Source organism: Streptosporangium sp. NPDC002607 (assembly GCF_053592655.1).
In genome coordinates this window covers 1-25,040 of record NZ_JBSFWD010000085.1, presented here as the reverse complement: position 1 = coordinate 25,040, position 25,040 = coordinate 1, and the positions used below count along the sequence as shown (strand labels likewise).

General features: G+C 69.2%; 17 protein-coding genes. 1 reads left to right on the top strand and 16 read right to left on the bottom strand.

Annotated features, from left to right (window positions below; translation table 11 throughout):
* The coding region (locus ACWD3H_RS44770) for a type I polyketide synthase (protein WP_451959362.1) at window positions 1-4,411 on the bottom strand (4,411 nt) is incomplete at its 3' end.
* 485 nt (window positions 4,412-4,896) lie between these two features.
* Here ACWD3H_RS44770 and ACWD3H_RS44765 point away from each other — a divergent pair.
* On the top strand, window positions 4,897-5,529 hold the full coding sequence (locus tag ACWD3H_RS44765; RefSeq protein WP_355563525.1) for an O-methyltransferase: 633 nt from the start codon (window positions 4,897-4,899) through the stop codon (window positions 5,527-5,529).
* Here ACWD3H_RS44765 and ACWD3H_RS44760 read toward each other — a convergent pair.
* From ACWD3H_RS44760 to ACWD3H_RS44690, 15 genes are all read right to left on the bottom strand, one after another.
* Entirely contained in the window at window positions 5,526-6,647 is a 1,122-nt protein-coding gene (locus ACWD3H_RS44760; RefSeq protein WP_355563522.1) for an HAD-IIIC family phosphatase, read from the bottom strand. The genes ACWD3H_RS44765 and ACWD3H_RS44760 overlap by 4 nt on opposite strands.
* 18 nt (window positions 6,648-6,665) lie before the next feature.
* Window positions 6,666-7,775: an acyl-CoA dehydrogenase family protein gene (locus ACWD3H_RS44755; protein ID WP_451959361.1), complete on the bottom strand. Its 1,110-nt coding sequence runs from the start codon at window positions 7,773-7,775 to the stop codon at window positions 6,666-6,668.
* Window positions 7,768-8,058 (bottom strand): acyl carrier protein, encoded by a 291-nt coding sequence (locus ACWD3H_RS44750; RefSeq protein ID WP_451959360.1) that lies wholly within the window; start codon window positions 8,056-8,058, stop codon window positions 7,768-7,770. Before ACWD3H_RS44750 ends, ACWD3H_RS44755 begins: the two co-directional genes overlap by 8 nt.
* The gene (locus tag ACWD3H_RS44745) at window positions 8,055-8,918 is read right to left on the bottom strand and encodes a 3-hydroxyacyl-CoA dehydrogenase family protein (protein ID WP_451959359.1); all 864 of its coding nucleotides are present in this window, start codon (window positions 8,916-8,918) and stop codon (window positions 8,055-8,057) included. The genes ACWD3H_RS44750 and ACWD3H_RS44745 overlap by 4 nt, the downstream gene beginning before the upstream one ends.
* 118 nt (window positions 8,919-9,036) lie before the next feature.
* On the bottom strand, window positions 9,037-10,068 hold the full coding sequence (locus ACWD3H_RS44740; RefSeq protein WP_451959358.1) for a GDP-mannose 4,6-dehydratase: 1,032 nt from the start codon (window positions 10,066-10,068) through the stop codon (window positions 9,037-9,039).
* Between the two features lie 120 nt (window positions 10,069-10,188).
* Window positions 10,189-10,665: a cold-shock protein gene (locus ACWD3H_RS44735; protein WP_451959357.1), complete on the bottom strand. Its 477-nt coding sequence runs from the start codon at window positions 10,663-10,665 to the stop codon at window positions 10,189-10,191.
* Window positions 10,666-10,826: 161 nt separating this feature from the next.
* Window positions 10,827-11,036 carry a DUF5988 family protein gene (locus ACWD3H_RS44730; protein ID WP_451959356.1) on the bottom strand — a complete coding sequence of 70 codons (210 nt, stop codon included), beginning with the start codon at window positions 11,034-11,036 and terminating at the stop codon, window positions 10,827-10,829.
* A gap of 281 nt (window positions 11,037-11,317) precedes the next feature.
* The gene (locus ACWD3H_RS44725) at window positions 11,318-12,007 is read right to left on the bottom strand and encodes a helix-turn-helix transcriptional regulator (RefSeq protein ID WP_350929119.1); all 690 of its coding nucleotides are present in this window, start codon (window positions 12,005-12,007) and stop codon (window positions 11,318-11,320) included.
* 427 nt (window positions 12,008-12,434) lie between these two features.
* The gene (locus ACWD3H_RS44720) at window positions 12,435-15,245 is read right to left on the bottom strand and encodes an ATP-binding protein (RefSeq protein ID WP_451959355.1); all 2,811 of its coding nucleotides are present in this window, start codon (window positions 15,243-15,245) and stop codon (window positions 12,435-12,437) included.
* 4 nt (window positions 15,246-15,249) lie between these two features.
* Window positions 15,250-18,009, bottom strand: coding sequence for an AAA family ATPase (locus tag ACWD3H_RS44715; protein ID WP_451959354.1), 2,760 nt, complete (start codon window positions 18,007-18,009; stop codon window positions 15,250-15,252).
* A gap of 589 nt (window positions 18,010-18,598) precedes the next feature.
* Window positions 18,599-20,035, bottom strand: coding sequence for an acyl-CoA carboxylase subunit beta (locus tag ACWD3H_RS44710; RefSeq protein WP_451959353.1), 1,437 nt, complete (start codon window positions 20,033-20,035; stop codon window positions 18,599-18,601).
* A gap of 158 nt (window positions 20,036-20,193) precedes the next feature.
* Complete coding sequence (locus tag ACWD3H_RS44705) at window positions 20,194-20,904, bottom strand: DUF742 domain-containing protein (RefSeq protein WP_451959352.1); 711 nt, start codon at window positions 20,902-20,904, stop codon at window positions 20,194-20,196.
* Between the two features lie 307 nt (window positions 20,905-21,211).
* The gene (locus ACWD3H_RS44700; RefSeq protein WP_451959351.1) at window positions 21,212-23,977 is read right to left on the bottom strand and encodes an AAA family ATPase; all 2,766 of its coding nucleotides are present in this window, start codon (window positions 23,975-23,977) and stop codon (window positions 21,212-21,214) included.
* A gap of 150 nt (window positions 23,978-24,127) precedes the next feature.
* Window positions 24,128-24,544 carry a hypothetical protein gene (locus ACWD3H_RS44695; RefSeq protein WP_451959350.1) on the bottom strand — a complete coding sequence of 139 codons (417 nt, stop codon included), beginning with the start codon at window positions 24,542-24,544 and terminating at the stop codon, window positions 24,128-24,130.
* Between the two features lie 223 nt (window positions 24,545-24,767).
* On the bottom strand, window positions 24,768-24,932 hold the full coding sequence (locus tag ACWD3H_RS44690) for an HPr family phosphocarrier protein (protein ID WP_355563487.1): 165 nt from the start codon (window positions 24,930-24,932) through the stop codon (window positions 24,768-24,770).
* Between the last annotated feature and the right edge of the window lie 108 nt (window positions 24,933-25,040).

The following is a 25,040-nucleotide window of genomic DNA, read 5'->3' as shown; positions in this document are numbered from 1 at the left end:
GCTCGGCCACCACATGCCGCGCGAACAACCCACCCAGACCACCGGTACCACCAGTGATCAACACCGTCCCCTCCGGATCCCAGACCCGGCCACCGTCATCGGCGAGGACATCACCGGCAGAGCCTGGCGCCACCCGTACCAGGCGCGGCACCCACACCTCACCCCCGCGCACCGCCACCTGCGGCTCACCCGACGCCAACACCCCCGGCAACGCCGACAACGCCGATTCCTCATCCACATCCACCAACACGAACCGGCCGGGATTCTCCGACTGCGCGCTGCGCACCAGACCCCACACCGCCGCCGCCGCGAGATCGGCCACCACCTCGCCGTCACCCGCCGCCACCGCGCCCCTGGTCACCAGCACCAGCCGGGAACCACGACACCGGTCATCGGCCAGCCACGCCTGCACCAGACCCAGCACCCGAGCGGTCGACTCGTGAACCGACCCCGTCATCTCCCCGGCCGGGTCCACGGCCACCTGCGTCAGCACCACCCCGGGTACCGGCCCCACCTCCACCAGCGACGACAGATCCATATGAACCGGAATTGAATCCCCATCCGGCCGCCACGCCGCAACGGCACCCAACGCCCCCAGACCCAGCACCGCCACCGGCACCCCACCGGCCACCGCATGCTCCGGCACCGCCGTCCACTCCACGCGGAACAGCGCATCCCGCCCCGGCACCCGGCCGCCGGCGGCCGGCAGGTCATCGGCCGAGAAGGAACGCAGCACCAGCGACCGCGCCGACAACACCGGCTCCCCCGCCGCATCCACCGCCACCAGCGACACCCCGTCAGCGCCCGTCCTGGCCAGCCGCACCCGCAGCACCGACGCACCACCGGCGTGCAGACACACCCCGCCCCAGGAGAACGGCAACCGGCCGCCCTCGGCATCGTCCAGCCCGGCGAACGGCACCGCGTGCAACGCCGCATCCAGCAACGCCGGATGCACCCCGAAAAACCCCGCGTCGACCACCTGTCCGGGCAGGGCGACCTCCGCGAACACCTCACCGTCCGCACCTCGCCACGCCGCCCGCAACCCCCGAAACACCGGCCCGTAGCCCAGCCCGCCCTCGGCCAGCCGGTCATACAACCCATCCAGCTCGATCGCCGACGCACCCCGTGGCGGCCACACCGCCGTATCGAACACCGCCGTATCGAAGTGCGTGCCGGCCCCGCCCACCCCGGCGATGTGATCACGGCTCGCCAGCACGCCGTCGGCGTGCCGTACCCACGCATCATGGTCGTCGGCCTCCACCGGCCGAGCGTGAATGCTCAGTCCCCGGCGGCCCGACCCGTCCACAGGTCCCACCCGCACCTGCACCGCGACGGCGTCGTCCCCGCCCAGCACCAGCGGCGCGGTCAAGGTCAGTTCCTCCACCACGTCACAGCCGACCTGATCACCCGCCCGTACCGCCAGCTCAAGGAACCCGGTGCCGGGGAACACCACCATCCCGCCCACCATGTGATCGGCCAGCCACGGATGCGACCTCGGCGACAACCTCCCGATCAGCAGCGCCTCATCGGAGTCGGCCAACCCCACGGCAGCCCCCAGCAGCGGGTGCCGGGCAGCCGTCAGGCCCGCCGCCGTCACGCCTCCCACCCGCGAGCCCGCGCCATCAGGCCAGAACCGCTCGCGCTGGAAGGCGTAGGTGGGCAGCTCCACCCGGCGGGCGCCGGGGAACACCGCATGCCAGTCCACCGACACCCCGCGCCCGTGCAGAGCGGCCAGCGCCGACATCACCGCGCGCTGCTCGTCCCGGTCCCTGCGCAGCGCCGGCACCAGCACCTCGTCCGGCTCCCACCCGGAGTTCTGGGCGCGTAGCTGCGAATCCGGCGTCGAGTCAGTGTCGCGCGGGTCCGGTTCGGCGGCCAGGGTGTCCTGGGCCATCGCGGTCAGCACCCCGTCCGGGCCCAGCTCCAGATAGGCCCGGACGCCCTGGGCGCGCAGAGTGCGCACCCCGTCGGCGAACCGGACCGCGCCGCGCACCTGGTCCACCCAGTAATCCGGCGAGCACAGCTGCTCGGCGGTGGCCGTCTCCCCGGTCACGTTCGACACCACCGGAATCCGCGGCGGATGGTAGGTCAGCGTGCCGGCCAGGGCCCGGAAGTCCGCCAGCATCGGATCCATCAACGGCGAATGGAACGCGTGCGACACTCGCAACCGGCGGGTCTTGACCCCCCGCTCCGCCAGGACGGCGGCGATGTCGAGGACCGCCTGCTCGGCCCCGGAGATCACCACCGAGGCCGGGCCGTTCACCGCCGCGACCGACACCTCGCCCCCGCGCCCGGCCAGCAACGGCTCGACGTCCTCCTCCGAGGCCTGCACCGCCACCATCGCCCCGCCGGACGGCAACGCCTGCATCAACCGCGCCCGGCCCGCCACCAGCGCGCACGCATCCCCAAGCGACAGCACCCCGGCCACATGCGCCGCGGTGATCTCCCCGATCGAGTGCCCGGCCAGCACCTCCGGCCGCACCCCCCACGAGGAGACCAGCCGGAACAGCGCCGTCTCAAGCGCGAACAGCGCAGGCTGCGCCCACCCGGTCTGATCCAGCAGCCCTGCCTCGGCCGACCCCGGCTCGGCGAACAGCACCTCGCGCAGCGACCCGTCGAGCAGCGGGTCCAGCTCGGCAATCACCTCGTCCAACGCCGTCGCGAACACCGGGAACCGCGCATACAGCTCCCGGCCCATCCCCGCCCGCTGACTCCCCTGCCCGGTGAACAGCACCGCCGGCTTGGCCTGCCTGCCGCGGCCCTTGATCACTCCGGCGGCGGAGACACCGTCCGCCAGCGCCGCCAACCCCGCGCGCAGCTCGGCGCGATCGGCGGCGAGAACGCCCGCCCGATGCTCGAACGCCGACCGCGTCGTGGCCAGCGAGAACGCCACGTCGACCACGGCCGTCTCGGGCGCACCGTCCAGGTGTGCGAGAAGGCTCGCCGCCTGAGCACGCAGCGCCTCCTCCGTCCGGCCCGACACCAGCACCGGCACCACGCCCGCGTCCGAGGGCGCCCGATCCTCCGCGGGCGCGTCCGCCTCGGCCTGCGGCGCCTCCTCCAGCACCACGTGGGCATTGGTGCCGCTGACCCCGAACGACGACACCCCCGCCCGGCGCGGCCGCCCGGTCTCCGGCCAGGACCGCTGCTCGGTCAGCAGCTCCAGCACGCCCGCGGACCAGTCCACCCGCGACGACGGCGCATCCACGTGCAACGTCTTCGGCAGTACTCCGTGCCGCATCGCCATGACCATCTTGATCACACCGGCCATGCCCGCCGCCGCCTGCGTGTGACCGATGTTCGACTTCACCGACCCCAGCAGCAAGGGCCGCTCCCGGTCCTCGCCGAACGTGGAGATCAACGCCTCGACCTCGATCGGGTCGCCCAGCGTCGTCCCCGTCCCGTGCCCCTCCACCACGTCGATGTCCGCCGTCGACAGCCGCGCACCGGCCAGAGCCTCACGGATCACCCGCCGCTGCGACGGACCGTTCGGCGCGGTCAGACCGTTCGAAGCCCCGTCCTGGTTCACCGCCGAGCCACGGATGACCGCCAGCACCTGGTGCCCGTTACGCTGCGCGTCCGACAGGCGCTCCAGCACCAGCACGCCCACGCCCTCCGACCAGCCCGTGCCGTCGGCGCTGTCGGCGTACGCCCTGCATCGCCCGCTGGGCGACAGGCCACCCTGGCGGTTGAACTCGATGAAGGTGCTGGGCGTCGACATGACCGTCACTCCGCCCGCGAGCGCCAGGGTGCACTCGGCCATCCGCAGCGAGTGAGCGGCCCAGTGCAGCGCGACCAGGGACGACGAGCAGGCCGTGTCCACCGTCACCGCCGGGCCGACCAGTCCGAGCGTGTACGACAGCCGGCCGGACATCACGCTGTTCGCCGTGCCCGTGAGCCCGAAGGCGTCGATGTCGCGCGGCAGGCTGTCGCGGTAGTCCGGCGACATCGCGCCGACGAACACCCCGGTCTGGCTGCCCCGTAGCGCGATCGGGTCGATGCCCGCTCGCTCGACGGCCTCCCAGGAGGCTTCGAGCAGCAGCCGCTGCTGCGGATCCATGCCCAGCGCCTCCCGGGGGGAGATGCCGAAGAAGCCGGCGTCGAAGTCCGCCGCGTCACGCAGGAACCCACCGGACAACGACTGCGGTACGGCGGCGCCGTACTCGTCCCGAAGCCTGTCAAGGTCCCAGCCACGATCGGCGGGCGGCTCGGATACCGGATCACCACCCTCTGCGAGCAGGTGCCACAGGTCCTCCGGCGAGGACACACCGCCCGGGTACCGGCAGGTCATCCCGACGATCGCGATCGGCTCCAGGTGCTGTTCTTCAAGGTCGTGGACGCGTTGCCGGGTGCGCCGCAGATCCGCGGTCGCCCGCTTGAGGTATTCCCGGAGTTTCGCTTCGTTGTCCATATCAGCTCAACCCTTTTCGACGACCAGCACGAACTCATCAACTCGTCGGGCCTCGAATGCTTCGCAATCGAGTTCGGCGATCACAGCGCCACCGTGTGCGCCTCGCAGGCGGTCACCGGCGAGGCGCACGGACCCGCGCCTCGCGGGAAGGTACGGGCGGGGGTGAGGAGTCAGGGGGTTCGGCACCTTCGCAGGCACCGCACGCCGCGCCGTCCGGACTCACACCGCCGCGTCGAGTTCACAAGCTCCATCCACATCGGCCCAGTCTTGGCCCGGCGCTCCCTGAAAATCATTAGTAACTGCGGCCGCGGCGCCACCGTCCCGGCCGGTCACCTTCTTGGTGACGGCTCTACGGCGCGTCCCGGCGTGCGCGGAGACCGCACGGCCCGTGACTCTGGGGAAATGACCAGCGCGCGGGACCTTACGCTCGCGCAATGGCCGGTCAGCTTCACATCACATCAGAGTTGTCAGACTACGTTCACGAGATGTCGTCGCGGGAGGACGAGATCCTGCGTTCCCTGCGGGAGGAGACCGCGGCCCTGCCCGCGGGCAGGGCGATGCAGGTCACGGCCGAGGAGGGGCAACTGCTGGCACTGCTGGCCCGCCTCACCTGCGCGCGGACCGTGCTGGAGGTCGGTACCTTCACCGGCTACAGCACGCTCTGCCTGGCCCGCGCGGTCGCTCCCGGAGGCCGCGTCATCACCTGCGACATCACCGAGCGGTGGCCCCGCTTCGGAATGCCCTACTGGCGCCGGGCCGACGTGCTCGACCGGATCGACCTGCGGATCGGCGACGCGTCGGACACCCTTGCCGCGCTGCTGCTCGACGAGGGGCCGGGGTCGGTCGACTTCGTGTTCATCGACGCCGACAAACCAAGCTATCCGAAGTACTACGAGGCCGGCCTCGCGCTGCTCAAGGACAACGGGCTCATCGTGGTGGACAACACCCTGTTCTTCGGCAAGGTCGCCGACCCGGCGGCACAGGACGCGGACACCGACGCCATCCGCAGGTTCAACGCCCTCCTCCTGGAGGATCGCCGGGTGGACATCTCACTGCTGCCGATGGCGGACGGCATCACGCTGGTACGCAAGAAGGGCCCTGCGGAACCGCCCTGTTAGGCGACGGGCGAAGGACTGAGGACATCGGAAAGCCGGATCTCGGGCGAGGACCCGAGGTCCGGCGCGATGAGGTCCATCGTGGTGGGCGGGTCCTGCGGCGTCGGGACGAGGTGGAGCCGTTGCAGGCCGCTGACGTCGGGGGCGGGCAGCCTCCCGAGGCACGGGCAGGTCTCGCCGGTGAACCCGCTGAACCGGTAGGCGATCTCCATCATCCGGTTGCGGTCGGTCCGGCGGAAGTCGGCCACCAGGTGCGCGCCGGCGAGCGCGGCCTGGTCGACCAACCAGCGCAGGATCACCGAGCCCGCGCCGAAGGACACGACCCGGCACGACGTGGCGAGCAGCTTCAGGTGCCACGCATGCGTGCCCAGTTCCAGCAGAACGACTCCGACCGCGCCGTGCGGCCCGAAACGGTCGCTCAACGAGGTGACCAGGACGCGGTGCCGGGGGTCGTCGAGCAGCCGGACCAGCGTCTCCTGTGAGTAATGCACGCCGGTGGCGTTCATCTGGCTGGTGCGCAGGGTCAGCTCCTCGACGCGAGCGAGGTGCTCCACGGTCGCGTGCTCGATGCGCATCACCAGGTCGAGTGAGCGGATGAACCTCTCATCCGGACCGGTGAAGCCGGACTTCGCGGCCTGCCGCCGGAAACCGGCCTGGTACATCTCCCGCCGACGCCGGGCGTCCTCGGTCACCGTCTCCGGGCTGAACTCCGGCAGTCCGGCCAGCTCGGCGACCTGATCGGCGGAGTAGCACCGTACGTCGGGAAGATGGAATGCCACCTCGGCCCGCTCCGCGGCCTGGTCGTCCACGAACGCCATCGCGCCGTGGGCGAACCGCAGCTCCTCCGCGATGCGCCGGATCGAGCCGGACTTGGGCGACCAGCTGATGTGCGGCAGCACGAAGTACTCCGCGATGCCCAGCTCCTCAAGCTTCGCCCAGGCATGGTCATGATCGTTCTTGCTCGCGACAGCCTGCAGGATACCCCGGGAGTCGAGCACCTGGATGAGTTCACGTACGGACTCCGGCAGGCGGACCTCGTCATCCTCCAGCAGGGTCCCCTGCCATAGGGTGTTGTCCAGATCCCACACCAGACATTTCACCATCGCGGTCTTGTCGAGCACCTGTTCTCCTCGTCTCGGTCAGCGCGACTGCGCGACGGCGTGCTGGGCGAGAATGAGCTGGCAGATCTCAGTGCTGCCCTCGATGAGTTCCATGAGCTTCGCGTCCCGGTAGGCCCGCGCCACCACGTGGCCGTCCTGCGCCCCCGCCGACGCCAGCACCTGTACGGCCGCCGCCGCACCGCGTGCGGCCTCGGTCGAGCCGACGTACTTGGCCAGGACCGTGGCGATCACCATCTCCGGCGACCCCGCGTCCCAGCAACGGCTCGCGTGCTCGCAGACCCGTGTCGCCGCCTGCTCGGCCGCCATGAGCTCGGCGAGGTACCGGGCCACGAGTTGGTGCTCCGCCAGCGGCCGGCCGAACTGCCGGCGGGTCCTCGCGTGCGAGCCTGCCGCGGAAAGGCAGGCCCGCAGAATCCCGACGCAGCCCCAGGCCACCGATATCCGGCCGTAGGCCAGAGCCGTGGTGACCAGTAGTTGGAGTTGCTGTCCGCCGCCGCCGAGCACGGCGCTCGCGGGCAGCCGGACGGCGTCGAGGCTGACGTCGGCGTGCCCGGCGGCCCGGCAGCCACTCGGGTTGGGCACCGGCCGTATGGTGACTCCCGGAGCGTCGGCGGGCACGACGACGGCGGCGCCGCCGTCCCCGTACCGTCCGAAGACGACGATCGAATCGGCGTAGCGGGCCACGGTGGTCCACGCCTTCTGCCCGTCGACCACCACCGTGTCGCCGTCGGCGCATATTGTGGTGGCCATCGCCGTCACATCGCTGCCGGCGTCACGTTCACTGAAGGCGACGGCGGCCAGCTCGCCGCCGGTCAGCCTGGGGAGGTACTCCTGCCGCTGGCGGGCGTCACCAAGCCGTTGGATCGTCCACGCCGCCATTCCCTGTGACGTCATCACGCTGCGCAGGGAACTGCACAGGCTGCCCACGTGTGCGGTGAAAGCGCCGTTGTCCGAGCTGCCCGCGCCGATGCCGCCGTATTCGACCGGCACCTCGGCGCACAGCATGCCCTGCTTGCCAAGGGTCCGGAGCATCTCCACGGGGAGGACACCGGCAAGGTCCCATGCCGCGGCCTGGTCCCCGACCAGGTTCGTGACCTCTTCGCACGCGTCGGCGCGCCATTCAGGCATGGTCCGCCACCGGTGTGTCAAGCAGCCGCAGGACGAGGGACGTCATCCGCTCGACAGTGCGGAAGTTGTCGAGTTTCAGGTCCTCCCCGATGATGGCGATGCCGTACGCCTGCTCCAGGTAGACGACCAGTTCCATGGCGAACATCGAGTTGACGAGCCCGGAGGCGAACAGATCCTTGTCGACGGCGACGTCCGTCTTGATCCGCTCTTCGAGGAACTCGTGGATCCGCTGCTGGACGGTGTCGGGGGTCGACTGAACCGTCTCTTCTGATTTCGTGTTCACGAGAGCACCTTCTCGTAGTCGTAGAAGCCTTTACCGGACTTGCGTCCGAGGTGTCCTGCGGCCACTTTCTCCAGCAGCAGCTCACAGGGCTGGAAGCTCGCGTCGCCGGTGCGCTCCCACAGCATTCGCAGCGCGTCGGCCAGGTTGTCCAGTCCGATCAGGTCGGCCGTGCGCAGGGGTCCGGTGGGATGCCCGAGGCAGCCTCGCATCAGGTCGTCGACCGACTCGGCAGTGGCCACGCCGGCCGCGACGATCCGCGCCGCCTCGTTGATCATGGGGTGAAGGAGCCTGCTCGTGACGAACCCCGGGGCGTCCCGAACGACGATCCCGCGGCGCCCCATCCGCGCCAGCAGCTCGGTGACCGCGGTCATGGTCTCATCGCTCGTCTGGTCGCCCCTGATCACCTCCACCATCGTGATCAGGTAGGCCGGGTTCATGAAATGGATGCCGACCAGCTCATGCGAGCGGTCGGTGAATCTCCCCAGCTCCCCTATCGGGATGCCCGAGGTGTTGGAGACCAGCGGTGTGCCGGTCTTGACCAGCCTCGACACCTCGCCCAGCACTTTCGCCTTGATCTCGGTGCCCTCGGTGACCGCCTCGATGACCGCGGTGGTGCCGGCGACGGCCTCAAGCTCCATGGTCGTCGTCAGACCGGCCGCCGGGCGCTCTGCCGGCACCGCGCCCATGAGCCGTGCGTGCCGGAGCTGGAGGTCGATGCGGCGCCGGGCGTCGGCGAGCTTGTCCTCCGACACGTCGACGAGCACGACCGGGATACCGTGGCCGATCGCCACGACGGCGATCCCCGTGCCCATCACCCCGGCACCCACGACTCCCAGACGAGCACCTTCCACTTCACTCATCCCTGAGCCTCACATAACGGTTGGAGTTTGCCCGTCCCTGTGCTTCACGGATCGCTTCTCCTAATGCCCTGGCACCGGGACGGTCGTAAGGACAGGACGCATGAGAGCTCCGGTGAGCTCACCAGCTCGATGCGAGGATGAGGTCTCCGAACTCCCGCTCGCGCGAGGCGTTCTGGAGATCGGATTCCACCATCATGTGCATGAGTTGCTCGAAGCCGACGGTCGGCTCCCAGCCGAGTTCGGCTCTGGCGCGACTTGGATCGGCGCAGAGGGTCTCCACCTCGGCGGGACGCACGAGCCCCGGGTCGATGACGACGTGGTCCCGCCAATTCAGTCCGACGTACTCGAAGGCCATCCGTACGGCGTCATGCACCGAGTGCATGCAGCCGGTGCCCACGACGTAGTCGGTGGGCTCGTCCCGCTGCAGCATGAGATGCATCGCGCGGACATAATCGCCGGCGAACCCCCAGTCGCGGACCGCGTCGAGATTACCGAGATACAACTTGTCCTGCAGGCCGAGTTTGATCTGGGCGACACCGAGGGAGATCTTTCGCGTCACGAATTCCGCGCCCCGGCGCGGCGACTCGTGGTTGAACAGAATGCCGGAGACGCCGTACATGTTGAACGACTCACGATAGTTCCGGGTGATGAAATGGCCATATGTCTTCGCCACCCCATAGGGGCTGCGCGGATGGAAGATCGTCGTCTCGTGTTGCGGGCTTTCCACGACCTTGCCGAACATCTCCGAGGACGATGCCTGGTAGAAGCGGATCTGACCACTGCTGTCGTTGCGGGACTTGTCCAGCCCGCACACCAGGCGGATCGCCTCCAGCGTCCGGAGCACGCCCATCCCGTTGACCTCGGCGGTCAGCTCGGCCTGCTGCCAGGACATCGGGACGAAGGAGATGGCGGCGAGGTTGTACACCTCGTCGGGCTGCACCTTGTCCACCGCCGTGACCAGGCTTCCCTGGTCCAGCAGGTCACCGTTGACGAACGACAGGTCGCTGACAAGGCGACTGATGCGGGACTTTCGGGGATTGGCCTGCCCTCTGATCAGTCCCCAGACCTGGTATCCCAGGGACAGCAGATGCTCAGCCAGATAGGAACCGTCTTGGCCGGTGATACCGGTGATCAGCGCGCGCCTGGACATGCACTTTCCTTTCAGCACCGCGGACGAGTAATCCGATCGGACACCATCGCGACCGCGAAGACGCTGACGGTGCGCCCACGGTGGGAATCGAGTCGGCCCGGGGCCGACAGCCCGCGAACGCTACTCATCGACCCAGCCGTGCGTCTGAGCGAGTTCGACGAGGCATTTGCGGACGCTCAGGATCTGCTCCGCCGTCATCGTCGGCACGGCCGCGAGCACGGCTTCTGTGATCTCCCGCGTCAAGTCCTTGACGGACAGCACGTCGCAAAAGCCGGCGTCGTTGCCCTGACGATCGGGTGTGGAGGTGGCCGGTTCCCGTGACGCCGTCGCGATCGACGCGGGTGTCGGTGTGGGCCTCGGTATGGAGGACAGCGGGAAATTCGGCCCGCCGGGCCGGTCGAGCACGCGGACCCGGGACGCCTTCAGGCCCTTGCCACCGTTCTCGACCAGGAATTCGACCCGCGTGTCGACCGAGATGAGACGCTTGTCGCCATCAAGGTCGTTGACATGCATGAAAACGTCTTCGCCGCCCGGGTCCGGGGCGATGAAACCGAACCCGCGGAATTCGTCGAAGCTGATGACCTTACCCGTTACCATGACCACACCTCACGAGAACCACGCTCCCCGAAATGAGGAGCCCTGCCAGGAGAACCACCCGTCGCGACCACCCAGGATTCGCTCACGGCTCAGCCGAAAGCCGAATCTCCGGCGACGCGACACATAGGATCCCGCTCGTTTCGGGAACCGGCCGACTACATTTACTCGGCTATTTTGGTGCGTTCGGACCACTGGAATACCGGGAGATCCTCCCCCTCGATCACCAGAAACTCACCGTTGTGCACGAAGTGCTCATACCCCGAGCCGAGGAGAATCTTCACCTTCTCGTTCGGATTGTCCGTCCGTCGAACGTGATCGCGAGTGAACAAGCGCTCCGGTCCACCGGCGAGCACAATTTTTGCACTGGTCACGATGACACCTCCCTTACGATGGCGGTCCTTTGGAGAACGTGATCGGGATCGGCGGCGACTTTCCGTCGAAACCGGCCGGGACCATCCGGTCGAGGCCGCGCCGGAATCGCTATACCAGAATAAGATGAATATCACGGAGCAATCGGGTCAAGCCATCGGATCAATGGCCTTCCACACCGGCGCCGCCGGTCGCTCCGAACACTGGTATTTCCACTGGTTTCCGGCCGCTCAACTACGCGGTCAGTCAGATCACCGCGCGACCGCCGGCCCATTAAATGGACTTATTTCACGAATTCGGGCAGGACCCGGGGCGGCCAGGAGCCAAGCCGGAAGATGCCCATGGAGTATGCCTTGGAGACCAGGGCCGGGCGGTTGCTGGCCTTCAGCTTTCGTAGCAGCGTCGTCACGTGGTATTCCACACCGCCGCGGCTGAGGTACAGCATCGACGCGAGCTGCACGGTCGACACTCCCGCCGCCACCCCTTCGATGACGCGCGCTTCCATGCTGCTCAGCAGCCTCTTCCGCCCGGTCAGCAGGTCGTCACGCTGCTCCCGATCGGATCGCACCAGCACCATGATGCTCTCGACGTAGCCGGCCTCGTCGTGAAGCGCGATCCCGGTCAGCTCACCGCCGAGCACGGTGTGGTCCGGCCGTACGGCGATCATGCGCTCTTCGAAGCGGGCGCGCTGGTGATCCGTCAGACGGGCGAACTGCTGTCCCATCTTGTCGCGGACGCTCGGGTGCAGCAGCTCACAGAATGCCCGCCCACGAATGTCCGCCAGGGAACGTCCGAACTGCCGAGTAAATTCGAGATTCGCCTCGATTACCCTGGTCGCGTGGTCGAGATTCGCCACGCAAATCCCTGACTGGTCGAAAAACGAACGGTATTGATCTATGCTGTCAGTGGGTTGACCGACCAGGAAAAACTCTTCTTCCTCATCGACCAGGGCGGCTCCGGCATCAATGCTCATCTGATGACCATCCCTCTCCTCCGGTAGACCAGGCGATGCTCCGGTAACTTCGGAGTAACGGCTGAATCCACTTATTAGTATGATATTAACCAAACGGAAAGCGAGTCAACACAAGCCCACTACAGTCCGTGAAAGACTGTGGTACGCAGGGCGGTTGGTTCGGAGCTTGCGGTGCGGCCCCTCGGTCGCGTTCGGTACCGAACTCCGCGTGCTTCATAAGGCGGTTCGGGTCCCGCTCCAGGAGCGTTCCATGAATCGAGACGCGCGGTTCCACGTGGACAGACGGCAGCACGGCGGGTCATCCAAAAAATGATGAATCGCGATCCAGATCGCGCCGGGCCGGCGAACGGCGACGCCCGTCGTCGCCGGGCGGTTCCCTTATGGACGCGCCGTCAAATAAAATATAGCCGCATGGCCTTTGTGCGGCCTATTCGCCCGCGTTCCGCGCACTCAACTCTTCGACGAGCGCCGCCCGGCCGTTCACCCCGAGCCTGCGATAGGTGCTCGTCAGACTTTTTTCGACGGCGCGGCGGGTTATGCCAAGGGAATCGGCGATCTGCTGGTTCGTCCAGCCCTGCAGCACGAAGGCGACGACCGTCTCCTCGGCCTTGGTCAGTTCACCGCGTTCCGGCGCGGCCAGCCGCAGCACCGGGCCGTTCAATTCCGAGTCCTCGTCGCCCTCGGCCCATGAAACGCCGCGTTCCCGGGCGACCCGCCTGCCCTCGGAGATGAGGTACTCCGCGTCGTCGGAACCTGTTACGGCAAGCCTTCTGCCGAGAATCGTGAGCGTCCGGGACAGCTCGATCCGATCCTCCGAACAACGAAGCGTGTCGACGGCCTGCCGGAGGAGATCGATGCCCTCCCCACCCGGGGTGATCGCGCCACGCAGCCGCAGCGCGCGACCGTATGCCGCGGGTGCGCCCCACGCCCGCGCGAAGGCGTGCTCCTCGTCGGCCAGCTCGGCCGCCGCCTGCGCGCGCCCGAGCCGGTGGTTCATCGCCGCGGCCCACACACGCCAGGGGTACAGCGCCGTGTTCGTCCATCCGCAGCGCGACAACTGCTTGCCACTGTCGAGGAACCTGTCCAGCGCGGCAGGCAGATCGCCGCGCACCGCGTCCAGCATCCCCCGCACCATGCGATGTGCGACGACCACGCGGAGGTCGCCGCTCTCCGGACTCGTACGAATCACTCGCTCGCCCAGCTCGACGTCCCACGTCTCGAGCGCGACCATGGCGAGCGTCCAGATGGACAGCGTCGTCGCCTCCGGCCAGGCCGGGTCGGCGTTGTCGACCACGCTCAACGCGGCGCTCTTGGCCTGGACCGGATGCCCGGACGCGCGAAGGATCGCGCTCCGCCCCGCGTTGACCAGCGCGGTGACTCCATCGAGTGCCTGGCGCTGAGCCTGGTCCCGCACCGCGTCCAGCCACTGGGCCACCGGTGCCGCCGCGTCGGCGAGGACAAGGGCCGGAACCAGCAGCGGGAGGGCGGTATAGGCGTGCCCGGCGCGCGGCGGCTCTCGCTCCAGGATCCGGGTGGCCAGCGAGGAGATCTCACCGGCCGTGACACCGCCGGTCACGGCCGCCGCGTACGCGAGCAGGGCCAGCAGCTCACGCCCGGCGCCGGTGGAGACCGGCGCATCCGCGCCGAACCCCCGCAACCGGTCGGCCATCGTGCTGAGATGCACGGCGTCCTGAAGGTGGAGATAGCGGGTACGGGCTTCCAGCCGCAGGCCGAGATCCCCCCGGGCGTACGCCGGTCCAAGGTCGTGGAGCCGACACGCCACGTCCTGGACGAGCGCGCCCAACGACGGGTTGACCGCGCCGAGCGCGGGCGGGATCCACAGTGCCGCCGCCGCGCGTTCCGCCACCGAGGTGAGCATCGGCACGGCCTGCGCGATGTGAGTGACCGAGGACGCGAGGTCGACCCCCCGCTCGGCGGCGGCCAGGTCGACCAGGCGCCGGCCCCGAGCCTCACTGTCGGGCGGGCAGTGCAGCAGCGCGTGCCGGAGGTAACGGACCGCCTCCCTCGCGGAACCGCGTTCGAGCGCGGCGCCGGCGGCCGCGCGCAGGGTGTCGATCTCCCACGGCTCGTACCCGGAGGTGACCAGCAAGAGCTGGTCGGCGACGTGCTCGGCGGGGTGCCCGGCATTGTGCAGCAGCGCCGCCGCCCGGCGGTGCATCAGCGCTCGCGTGTTGACGCTCATCGCCGATTCGATGCCGTACCGCACGCTCTGGTGGACGAATTGCGGGGACTCCCCGCCGGCGAGCAGGCCGAGGCGGTCCAGGGTCTGTATCGCGGACTTGTAGTCGATGCTGTCCAGGCCGGCGAGCTCACTGATGAGCTCTGGCTCCGCCAGGTCTCCGAGCACGACCATCGCCCGCGCGAGATCCTGGACGATCGCGGGCTGGATGCCGAGGCAGAACATGCGCCGGTCGCGCAGGAACGGCTGGCTCGCGGCGCGAACCTCACCGGCCTGCGGCGATACGGGCTGGAAGCCGGCCGTGCGCAGTCCGCGAAGCGCCGCGACCAGTGAAGCGGGGTTCCCGCCGGACACCTCGTGGCAGGCCCGGGCGAAGTCGGGATCGCAGGCCTCGCCGAACTGCTCGCTGATCAACTGGCGCACGCCCTCCGTTGACAGCGGCATCGGATACAGCGTGCGAGCCGCCGAGGCGGCGATCTCCCTGAGCAGCGTGTGGTCGGAGGCCTCGCACTCCTCCGAGAAGGCTCCGGCGACCAGAACTCGCGCGCCGTCCAGACGCTTGGCGAGGTAAGCCAGCCAGCGCAGGGACGGCGCATCCACCCACTGGAGGTCGTCGACCACGATCAGCAGGGTTTTGTCCTTGCTCAGATTGACGATCAGCGAGTTCAGCCCCTGCAGGATCGCCTCTTGTCCGAGCGACCGCTGCGGGCCGATGGACCACGACCCGCCGAGGAACATCCCCCGCACCACGCTCGCCGCACCCCGGAAGCAGGCCGCCCAGCGGGCCTCCGGCACTTCGGCCACGAGCGGCTCCAACAACTGCTGGGCGATGCCGAACGTGAAGTCCTGTTCGAGTAGCGTGCCGCTGGCGCGCAGGACCCGCGCGTGCGGGGCGGCCGCGTCGGCGAGGGAGCGCAGCAGGACCGACTTGCCGACGCCGGGCGAACCTATGACCGCCATCATGGATCCGTCGCCCGCCTCGGCCGCGCGAACCGCCTGCTCCGCCCGAGCCAACTCTTTTCCGCGTTCCAGCAGCATGGGATCAATCCCCCATGTTCCGCGGTGCCGGGGCCAGGAGCGGGGCGAGCTCGTTACGGCTGGTGACGGCGAGTTTGCGGTAGATCCCGGTCAGCCGCAGCTCCACGGTTCGGACGCTCACCGACAGGATGCTCGCGATGTAGGCGTTCGAGCGGCCCGCGGCGGCCAGCCCGGCGATTCGTTCCTCCTGGACGGTCAGCAGGTGCCTCGTCTCGTTCGGCGTCGGCGCTCGTTCCTCGACAGCCTTCTCGGTGAGTCCACCGGAAGGCATGGGGATCTTCCTCGTGGCCTCCTCCAGCAGGCTCAGTGCCTCGGGATGCTCCCCCGACGCCATGATCAGCTCGGCCGACGCCCTCGCGTAGGAGTCGCGCGACACCGAGTCCCGCAGGATCCGAACGGCGCGTTCGAGTTCGCTCATGGCCTCGGCACCGCTCAGCACACGCGACGCGCCCAGATGCGCCAACCCCAGCGTGCTGGGGGCACCCCACTCCCGCGCTCGCTCCACCGTCTCCATCGCCAGTTGCCTGGCTGCCTCGGTGTTCCCACACGCGCTGTGCGCCGCGACGGCCACCGATCGCCAGGACAGCACCGCGGGATTCGTCCACCCCCTGGCCAGCACGAGACGCCCGCACTCATTGATGTCGCGCAGCGCGGCCTCCGGATCGGCCAGCTCCATGCGCACCTTGGCACGCGCGTACAGCAGCGTCCCCCAGGCCGCGCCCTGATCCGCCCCTGAGGGCAACTCCTGAGCCAGCACCTGCTCCGCCTTTTCCACGGACTGGCCGGCGAGGTGCAGGCGCGCCTCCATCGCGACGAAGTAGGGAACCACTCGCGGGTGCCACGAGGTGAGCTGCAGCTCCGCCCGTGCCGCCTCGAAGTCACCCATCGCCTGCCCGAGGTTGCCCCGCCGCATTTCGCATCGGCTGCGCTGGATCAGCGCCAGCGCGGCCGGTACCCGTGCACCACAGCGTCGGGCGTCGGCCAGGACCTCGTCCAGCCCGATCACCGCCTCGGCCACCTCGTCGGCGAAGAACAGCGTCTTGGCGGCGTAAATCCTCGGACCGAACGGCTGGTCCTCCCCTTTGAGCTGGAAGGCCGTCCTGGCCAGTTCCCGCGCCCGGGACATGCGCTCACCGCGGACAGCCAGCATCCAGGCCGCGATACCCGCCTGCACCGGATCTCCCGACCGGTCGGGCGGGTCCGGGAACGACGGCACGGGCAGCACCGGGTCGCTCGTGCAGTCGTTCTGCGCCAGCCAGCCGATGGCCGCCAGCGACCCAACGTCCGCTGCGTCCCCCTCTCGCCGCGCGTAAGCCGTCGCGACGGCGCGATACGTGGCGGACGCGTCGCCCCTGGAGTTGAGCAGATCGGCCGCCCGTACGAGCACCGCGACCGGCACCTCGGGCCCGCTGTTCAGCAGCACCTGCTGGAATCGCCGGTCACTCGTCGCCGGGCTGTGGCCCACCTCCGTCATCGCGAGCTCGATGAGCAGCCGCTGCCGCTGCTCGCCTCCCACCGGCTCCCGCAGCGCGCGGACGAGCAGGGCGGCGGCACCCTCGTGATCATCATGGAGACGTCGCCGCCGGGCCACCCGGCGCAATAGGTCCACCACCCATTCGGCGCCGACCGGCCGGGCATTGAGCAGCAACCGGGCCAGCCGGTCCTCCGGAATCACCGCCCGGTACCCGAGCTCGACGGAGCGCGTCGCCAGCGCCTGCCGCTCCCCGACGTCCATCCCGGCCAGCGCCATCTCGGCGATGAGGGGGCTGACCGGCCGCGGGTCCTCCCCGCCGGTCACCAGACCCAGTCGTACGAGGACGGACAGCGCCTGCTCGGGAAACATCGTCTTCGGCGACGCCAGGGACGTGAGCAGGTCGAAACCGAGGCCGTTCTCGCAAACCGCCATCACCCGGAGCAGCGCGAGGGCATCCGCGGGCAGGCGGGACAGGGACTCAGCCACCCGGTCGCCGCTCACCTCGGCGGCCCGCTCCAGCAAGACCGGGACGTACCGCGCGACAGGCGACAGGGAGGCGTGCGCGAAATGGTCGAGTACGGCGAGCAGGGCCGCCGGGCTGCCCCCCGTGGCCTCGGTGGCGGCGGTCACGAACGCTCCGTCGACGGGCCCGGTGTACCGGGAGAGGATCACCTGCCGGACCCCGCGCTCCCTCAGCGGCGGCACATGGATCACGCTGTGGGGCACCGGTCCGGGCTCGGTGGCCGATCCGGTGGTGCCGCCTTCGCCTTCGCCGAGGGCCCTGGCCTGAACCAGGAGTATCGGAACGCCTCGCAGCCGGTGTGTCATGGCCGCCAGCCATGCCTTCGATTCCTCGTCCGCCCACTGGGCGTCGTCCAGGGCGATCAGCAGCGGATGGTTTCGGGCGAGCGCCACGAACTCCCCGCACAGCGCCGGGATCAAGGTCTCGGCCGGCTGGTCCTCCACCCACAACCGCCGCGCGAAGGCCAGATATCCGGTGCCGGCCAGCCCGGAGGTGATCTGCGAGACGACGCCGTAGCGAAGATCGGCCTCAGCGGGCGAGCAGCGGGCGAGGACGGCCAGTAATCCGGCCTCCCGGGCACGCGCGACAGTCGCCCTGATCAGGGCGCTCCTTCCCGTACCCGGTTCTCCGAGCACGGTCACCATGCTCGACCGGCCGAACTGAAGCTCGGTCACCTGCCTGCCCAGCCGGCGTATCTGCCCCTCCCGCTCGGCCAGGAACTCCGGTGCGGCGTCCCTCCAGCGGGCACCCGGCTCCGGGACGCTCACCGACCGCCTGGGGGTCGGCCGCCATGTGCTCGACACCGGCTCGCCCGTGGTCGACGAGACCGCTTCGGAACCCCCGCCGGAGTCCGCCGTGACACGGGAACGGGCCGAAGGCCGCCGGCGATCGACGCCGCCACCAAGGTTGGAGAGCTCGGCCACGACCGCATCGGCGCCACGGGCGGGCAGAAGGATCGCGCCCCTCAGCCCGACCGGCCCGGTCGTGGCCCCGGTTCCGACTCTGTGTCCAGTTCCGCTGGGCATTCGCACCTCAAATCGACGATGCATGCGCCTGAGCTCAAGCACCCCAATCGCCTATTGAGCAGACCCTAGTCATCTCCATGTTTGTTTGCAAGCGTTTGGCGTTGGTTTGCCTGTGATTGCCTTTATTTACCTGCGATCCTTCCTCTGACCGCTTCTGTCGTCGTGCCGGCGGATGCGACATGAAGCTGATGATCCGTTGAACGGCCGCTCACAACCGGCTGCTCAGCTACCGCCCGATACTGCGGCTTCACTCGGAAAGCAGATGTGGGACCGGATCACCGAAGCACCAGGCACTCCGCGCCGGTCATCACGAGAGGGGCCGACGGCCTGCTCACAACGGGATGTTGGTGTGGCGGCCTCGGCGCGCCGGAGCGGCGGCCAGCGCCTCGCCGAGCCGCAACCGGGTCCACGCCGGGTCGATCACCTCGTCGACGACGCCGATGCTCACCGCCCTGGCCACGCCCCCCGCGATCCTTTCGTGCTCCGCGGCCAGACGGGACAGCAGTTCCTCGCGCTCGCCCTGTGCCGCGGCGGCGAGCTTCTTGCGGTGCAGGATCTCCACCGCCGCCTTCGCCCCCATGATCGCCACCTCGGCCTCCGGCCACGCGAGTACGGCGGTGGCGCCGAGAGACCGGGAGTTCATCGCGATGTAGGCGCCACCGTAGGACTTGCGCGTGACCAGCGTGATCCGCGGAACGCTGGCCTCGGCGAACGCGTGCAGCAGCTTCGCGCCTCGGCGGACCACCCCCTCCCACTCCTGCCCGACGCCGGGCAGGTAACCGGGGACGTCGACCAGCACGAGCAGGGGCACGCCGAACGAGTCGCACATCCGGACGAACCTGGATGTCTTATCCGAAGACAGCGAGTCGAGGCAACCGCCCTTGCGCAGCGGGTTGTTCGCGATCACCCCTACCGTCCGTCCGGCGAGCCTGCCGAACCCGGTCACCATGTTCGGCGCCCACCTGGGCTGCAACTCGACGAATCCCGACTCCCCGTTCTCCTCGTCCAGAATCGCCTTGACCAGCGGGCGCACATCGTAAGCGCGCCGGGGCGAGTCGGGGAGCAGGTGGCGCAGCGGCCTTTCCTCGCGCACCGAATCCACGTCGACGAATCCCGGCTTCGCCAGCAGCGTGACGATCTGGCGGGCGCGGGCGAAGGCCGCCTCCTCGGATTCCGTGCAGATGTGGGCCACTCCGGACTTCCGGCCGTGCGCGTCCGGCCCGCCCAGGCTCTCCATGTCGATCTGCTCTCCGGTGACCGACCGGACGACGTCCGGACCGGTGACGAAGACGCGGGCGGCATCAGACATGATCACGATGTCGGTCAGCGCCGGACCGTAGGCCGCGCCGCCCGCCGCAGGGCCGAGCACAACGGACAGTTGTGGGATCTCACCCGAGGCACGGACCATCGCGGCGAACATCTCCCCGATCCCGTGCATCGCCGACACGCCTTCGTTGAGCTTCGCGCCACCGGAGTGCCACACGCCGATCACCGGACAGCGTTCGTGTATCGCGAGGTCAATGGCATTGACGATCAGCGGGCACTCGTCGATCCCGATCGCGCCACCCTTCAGCGTGGCGTCGGTGCAGTAGACCACCACTCTCGCACCGTTGACCCGCCCGTAAGCGACCACCACCCCCACGCCCGCACGCCGGTGGATGATCTCAAGTGAGTCGGGATCCAGCAACCGTGACATCCGAACCGTCGGGTCACGGTGGTCAAGGTTCGGCTCGGCTCGGTCCACCACGGCCAATGTGGGAAATGTCATCACTCACCCCTGCGAATCGCCCGTTGTCCGAGCCGCAAGTGAACCAGGAGCGGTGTCGAGAAAACCCTAGTTCTGGCTGCCCGTCCCGGAACGGCCGGCGCCCGCGCCCCCCTCCGCGCGTGCGCCGCGACACCCGATCGGCCCGGGAAGGCCTCGCGTCAGCGCAGCCGGCGCAGCCCTTCGTGCACACGCATGATCAACTCAACCGACGGCTGACCGTCGACCTCCGCGACAGGGTGCGCCCTGAGCAGGTTCCAGCCGATCGCGTCGCTGATCAGAACGAGGACCACCCCGATCGGCAACCTGAGGCGACCCGCGATCTCGATCACGGCCATGGGCTCCTGACACATGCCGAAGAGCCAGCGATATTCCTGGGGCAGCGCGGGATCGTCGGCTCTCCAGGCGCCCTCGGGCGTCACCGAGATCAGCGAGTCAATGCGCAGCAGCTCGTTACCGCGAGTACGCCCCCCGGTGAGAACGTACGGCCGCGCTTTGACCGGCAGCGAGTCCTGCGGGTGCTGCACGAGATACGGCCCCGGCAGGCCCTGGTCCGTTACCGGCACGGGGCCCGCATCCGGCACGGGGCCCGCATCCGGAAAGATCCCGGCGCCGTGGTGATCATCGCCGTCGAACCGCGGCTCCGGTGGATCACCGCGTGTCTCTTCCTGCGTGACGTCGACGACGGCGGCGTCGACGGCGTCGACGGCGTTGGCGTCGACATCCCGCGCGTCATCGTCCGCGCTGTCCTCGATGGGTTTGGGCAGGAACTGGTGCTCGGCCCAGGTCTTGTAGTCACCCCAGCCTCCGAAGGCGAGAGGGTGGTACTTCGGTCCGTCGGCGTCTCGCCGTTGTCGCCTCTTGCGGGACATCGCGGGGATCTCACCTGCTCTCGAAAGATCGTCCGATATCAGATCGAGACCGATATCGAGATCGCGCGATGGTAGGAGGTGAGCATGTTTCTGAGCTCACCGCCATCCCCGACCCCCGCGGCTTTGTCGCGCGGTCGTTGCCACCGCGAAGGTCTGCTGATTGTCTCCGTCGATTCCTAGGCATTTGCGCAGTGTTCAGCGAATCTCGTGACGAGTAGAAACGCTTCATGCACCGGCGGGCCGTGCGCGACGGCACTGCCGGTCAGTTCCTGATCGTACGTCGATCGAGCCGGCCCGGCCTGCGATGTCACCCGGCAGTTGGCGTGATCCGGCCCGCTTTGCCGAGCGCGTCCAGCGCCCACCCCAGGTCCGTTCGGCCACTCACGTCCAGCTTGCGGAAGATGCTGGTCAGATGGGTCTCGACAGTGCGCACCGCGATGCGCAGGGTGTGGGCGATCTCTCGGTTGGTGGCACCGGTCGCCGCGAGTTCCGCGACGCGCCGCTCTCCCATGGTCAGCACATCCTTGACCCCGTCGGCCCCCTGGTACATCCAGCCGCCCGCGGCGACAAGCCGGTCGCGCGCCTTCACGGCCAGCGCGCGAAACCCGCACCGCACCGACAGATACACGGCCCGGCGGAAATGCCCACGGGCACCCTCGCGATCGTCCATCCGCAGCAGCGCCTCGCCGAGCAGGCTTTCGGCCCGAACCAGATACCAGCGCGCCTGGGTGCTCGCCAGCGTCTCCGCCGTCTCGGTGAGCATCTCCACCCCATCGCTCCCTTCAGTGATCGCCCCCCTCGCCAGCAGGGCGAATCCCCGAGCGGATGCGCTCCCCCAGGCCGCGGCGAGTCGCTCACCGTGCTCGACGAGCTCCTCCGCCTCGTTCCGGCGGCCCAGGTCGGCGAGCAGACAGGCCGCGTCCAGCCACCACGGCGCGAATATCGGATTCCTGATACCGGACTTGGCAAGCAGCGCGCCACAGGCGGTCAGTGACGACAGCGCGCCTTCGTGGTCACCTCGCGACTCCGCCAGGTACGACCTCGTCATCAGCACCCGTGGATGGTCAAGGAGGGACTCCTCCAAGTCCGGCGAGGTCATCTGGCCGAGCACGAAAGCGGCCTGGTCGAGGTCGCCTCGCTGGGCGAGCACCGCCGCCAGGGCCGTCCGTGGCTCCGTGACGCTTTTCGACCACGACCACTCGTCCGCCAGCTCGACGGCTCTTGTCGCGTCCACCAGGGCCCCGTCGAGGTCGCCCGCCTCGATCAGGATCCACGACCGCGTGGACAAGGCCATCGCCCGGCCCCAGACGTCCCCATGCTCCGCGCCGCGCGCGATCACCCGGTCCATGGCCTGAACCGCTTCCTCAACCTCGTCAGCGAGCGAGAGTACGTACGCGGCGGCGCCGAATGCCCAGCTACCGGGAGTCTCATCCGCACCGCTCAGCGCCTGGCGGGCCGGCACCAGGCAGGTTTGGGACGAGGCACCGCACATCGCGGAGATCATCGATCGCACGGCGAGCAGCTCGCGCTCGCTCACGGCGTGCGCCTCCGGTATCGGCAGCGCCATCGCCCGCTCGGAGATCACCCTGGCGGTGGACCGGCGGCTCCATCCGATCAGCAGCAGCGCCGACTCGACCAGCGTCCGCAGCTCATGGTCGTCGGCGACCACGCCGTCGAGTTCCGCCAGGATGCCGTTCAATATCGAGACCGCCTCCGGCTCCTTGCCGAGGGGCGGCGCGACCTTGGCCAGCTGGACCGCGAGGCGCGCCCTTCCCCGTACGTCACCGGTCCCCTCGATCCCGCCACGGAGCATCGCGTACGCTCCCGACGGATCGTCATGTCCGATCAGCCGCGCGAAGTCGGCCTGCGCGTCGATGTCGGCGGGATCGGCCACGACCATACGGCCCAGGTAGCGCGCCGCCACCCCCAGTGACCCGTCCCGCTCGGCACGACGCGCCGCCTCACGAAGCACATCCCGCATCCAGGGCTCGGGAAGCCTGGGCAGCAGCACCAACTGCGCACTGATCTCCTCGGCCGGCCGGCCGCCGTCGTTGAGCAGCCGGGCGGCCAGCTCCCGCCACCGATCGAGCGTGGTGGCCGGCATGCCGCTCAGCACCATGGTGCGTACATGATCGTCGTTCAACTCCGCCAGGTCGGCGTCGATGATCTCCTCGTCACGCAGGATGTCGATCACGGCGGCTACCAGCGGCTCCGAGACCCCGGACAGCATGCCCACCAGTTCCGCGTCGGCCTGCCCCAGCACGGCGAGGGCCTCCACGACCTTGCGCACGTACTCGGGCTGCCGGTCGAGCGTCGCGAGCAACTGCCCGGCGAAGAGTTCGGCGCCGAGTTCACCGGCCCGGAGCGCGCCCCGGGCATCAGGCGACACATCCTCCTCGCTCAGGCGTGCGAACAGCCGCGCGAGAAGCGACGGATTGCCACGGCAAACGCTGTTGCACGCGCGGACGAACGGCTCCTCCGGTACGGCGTCCCACCACCACCGGGCCATCTCTCCCGCGTCCTCCTCGAACAGCGGCCCGAGGTCGATGGTGCGGTGCCCGCGCGCGGCGACACCGGGAATCGCCCGTCGCCAGTTCGGCGGGCCGGAACGGCGCTGGGCGAGCAGGACGAGCAGCGGAAGGTAGTACCCGCGGTTCATCAGGAAGTCCAGCCATACCAACGACTCCTCGTCGCACCACTGCGTGTCGTCGAGCATGATGACCACCGGTCCTGACGCGGTCGCCTCTATGACGCGCCGGAGCAACCGGTGTGACAGCGGCACGGTGGCGTACTCGTCATGGAGTGACGCCCCGCCGAACAGGCTTTCCGCGGCGTGCCAAGGCAGCCGGGCCCCGGCGGGCGAGCAGGAGCCGCGCAGGATCGTCGCTCCGGCGCACCGGGCGTACCGCTCCAAGGCGTCCAGCAGGGCGGTCTTGCCGGACCCCTCGGGCCCCCGCATCAGGATCATGCGTGCCGACCCTTGTGCGGCCTTGTCCAGCCCGGACACCAGCGTGCCCAACTCCGCTTCCCGGCCCACCAGCCTGGCCTCACCATGGAAGATTCGTCCCGACATGGTCACCATCCCGCTTCACGAGTAGCCGCACTCCGCATCGATCAGGCACGGGGAGCATGCTTCGATCCGGCCGGCCCGAAACCCGAATGCGAAAACCGGCTCCGCGCGACACTCACCCGAGTCGGTCCGGGAATCGAGCACCGGCCCCGCTCAGCAGGCCTCCCGCACCGCCCTTCGTGCTTTATCGGGGCCACAGGCTGCCCGGGCGAGTTGAGCGTTGTGCCGGCACCGGGCCGTGGAGTGGCGGGCGAGGGCGTTCCGTACGGCGGGGACGCCACGGGCCGACACGATGTCGGCGGGCGCGAGATCCCCGGCCGCCAGGATGAGGGGGTGGCCCGGAGAAGGGACGCCCGGCATCGGAAGACCGAGGACGACCGCGACGGCGCGGTTCCCGATGTCGTCGAGGTCGCTCCCGCGTTCCGCGAAGTAGCCGCCCGCGGACAGGAGCGCCCGCCGATGGTGTGCGCACGGGTGTGCGCACGCGATGTTGATGGCGTGCGCGGCGTCCATCGCCGCTCCGGCGTGCTGCTCGACCGACTCGCGCAGCATGGGGTCGGCCACGATCACGGCCTGCGCCTCCAGGACGTCGCGTGCCGCCGGATCGGTCGCTTTCGCCGCCCGTACGGCCGGTTCCTTTACGGCCTCCTCCAGCCCCGCGCCGCCAGGGTGATCCCTGTGGCCGTGTCCGTGACCGGAGCGGGGTCCGGCAGCCGTGGAGCCGCCCTCCGGTACACCCGGCCCGCTGCGCGGCCGGGGCTGATGCCGAGGCCGCGCAGCGTCTCGGACAGCGTCACGGCCACCTCACGGCGAGCATGCCGTTGGCGGGGACCGGCTTGCCGCCGCCGACACGGATGCGCACGGGTATGCCCTGCCGGATCACCGCCTCGACGAAGATCTTGGCGGGGCGCGCGTGCAGGCCCGAGCGCGAGGCGACGGCCACTGTCCTTTCCGGCATCTGTGGCTTCCTTTCAGGGCTCGATGGTGACCTTGATGGCCTCACCCCTGCTGACGATGTCGATCGCCTCCAGGACCTCGGTCAGAGACAGACGATGCGTGATCAGGT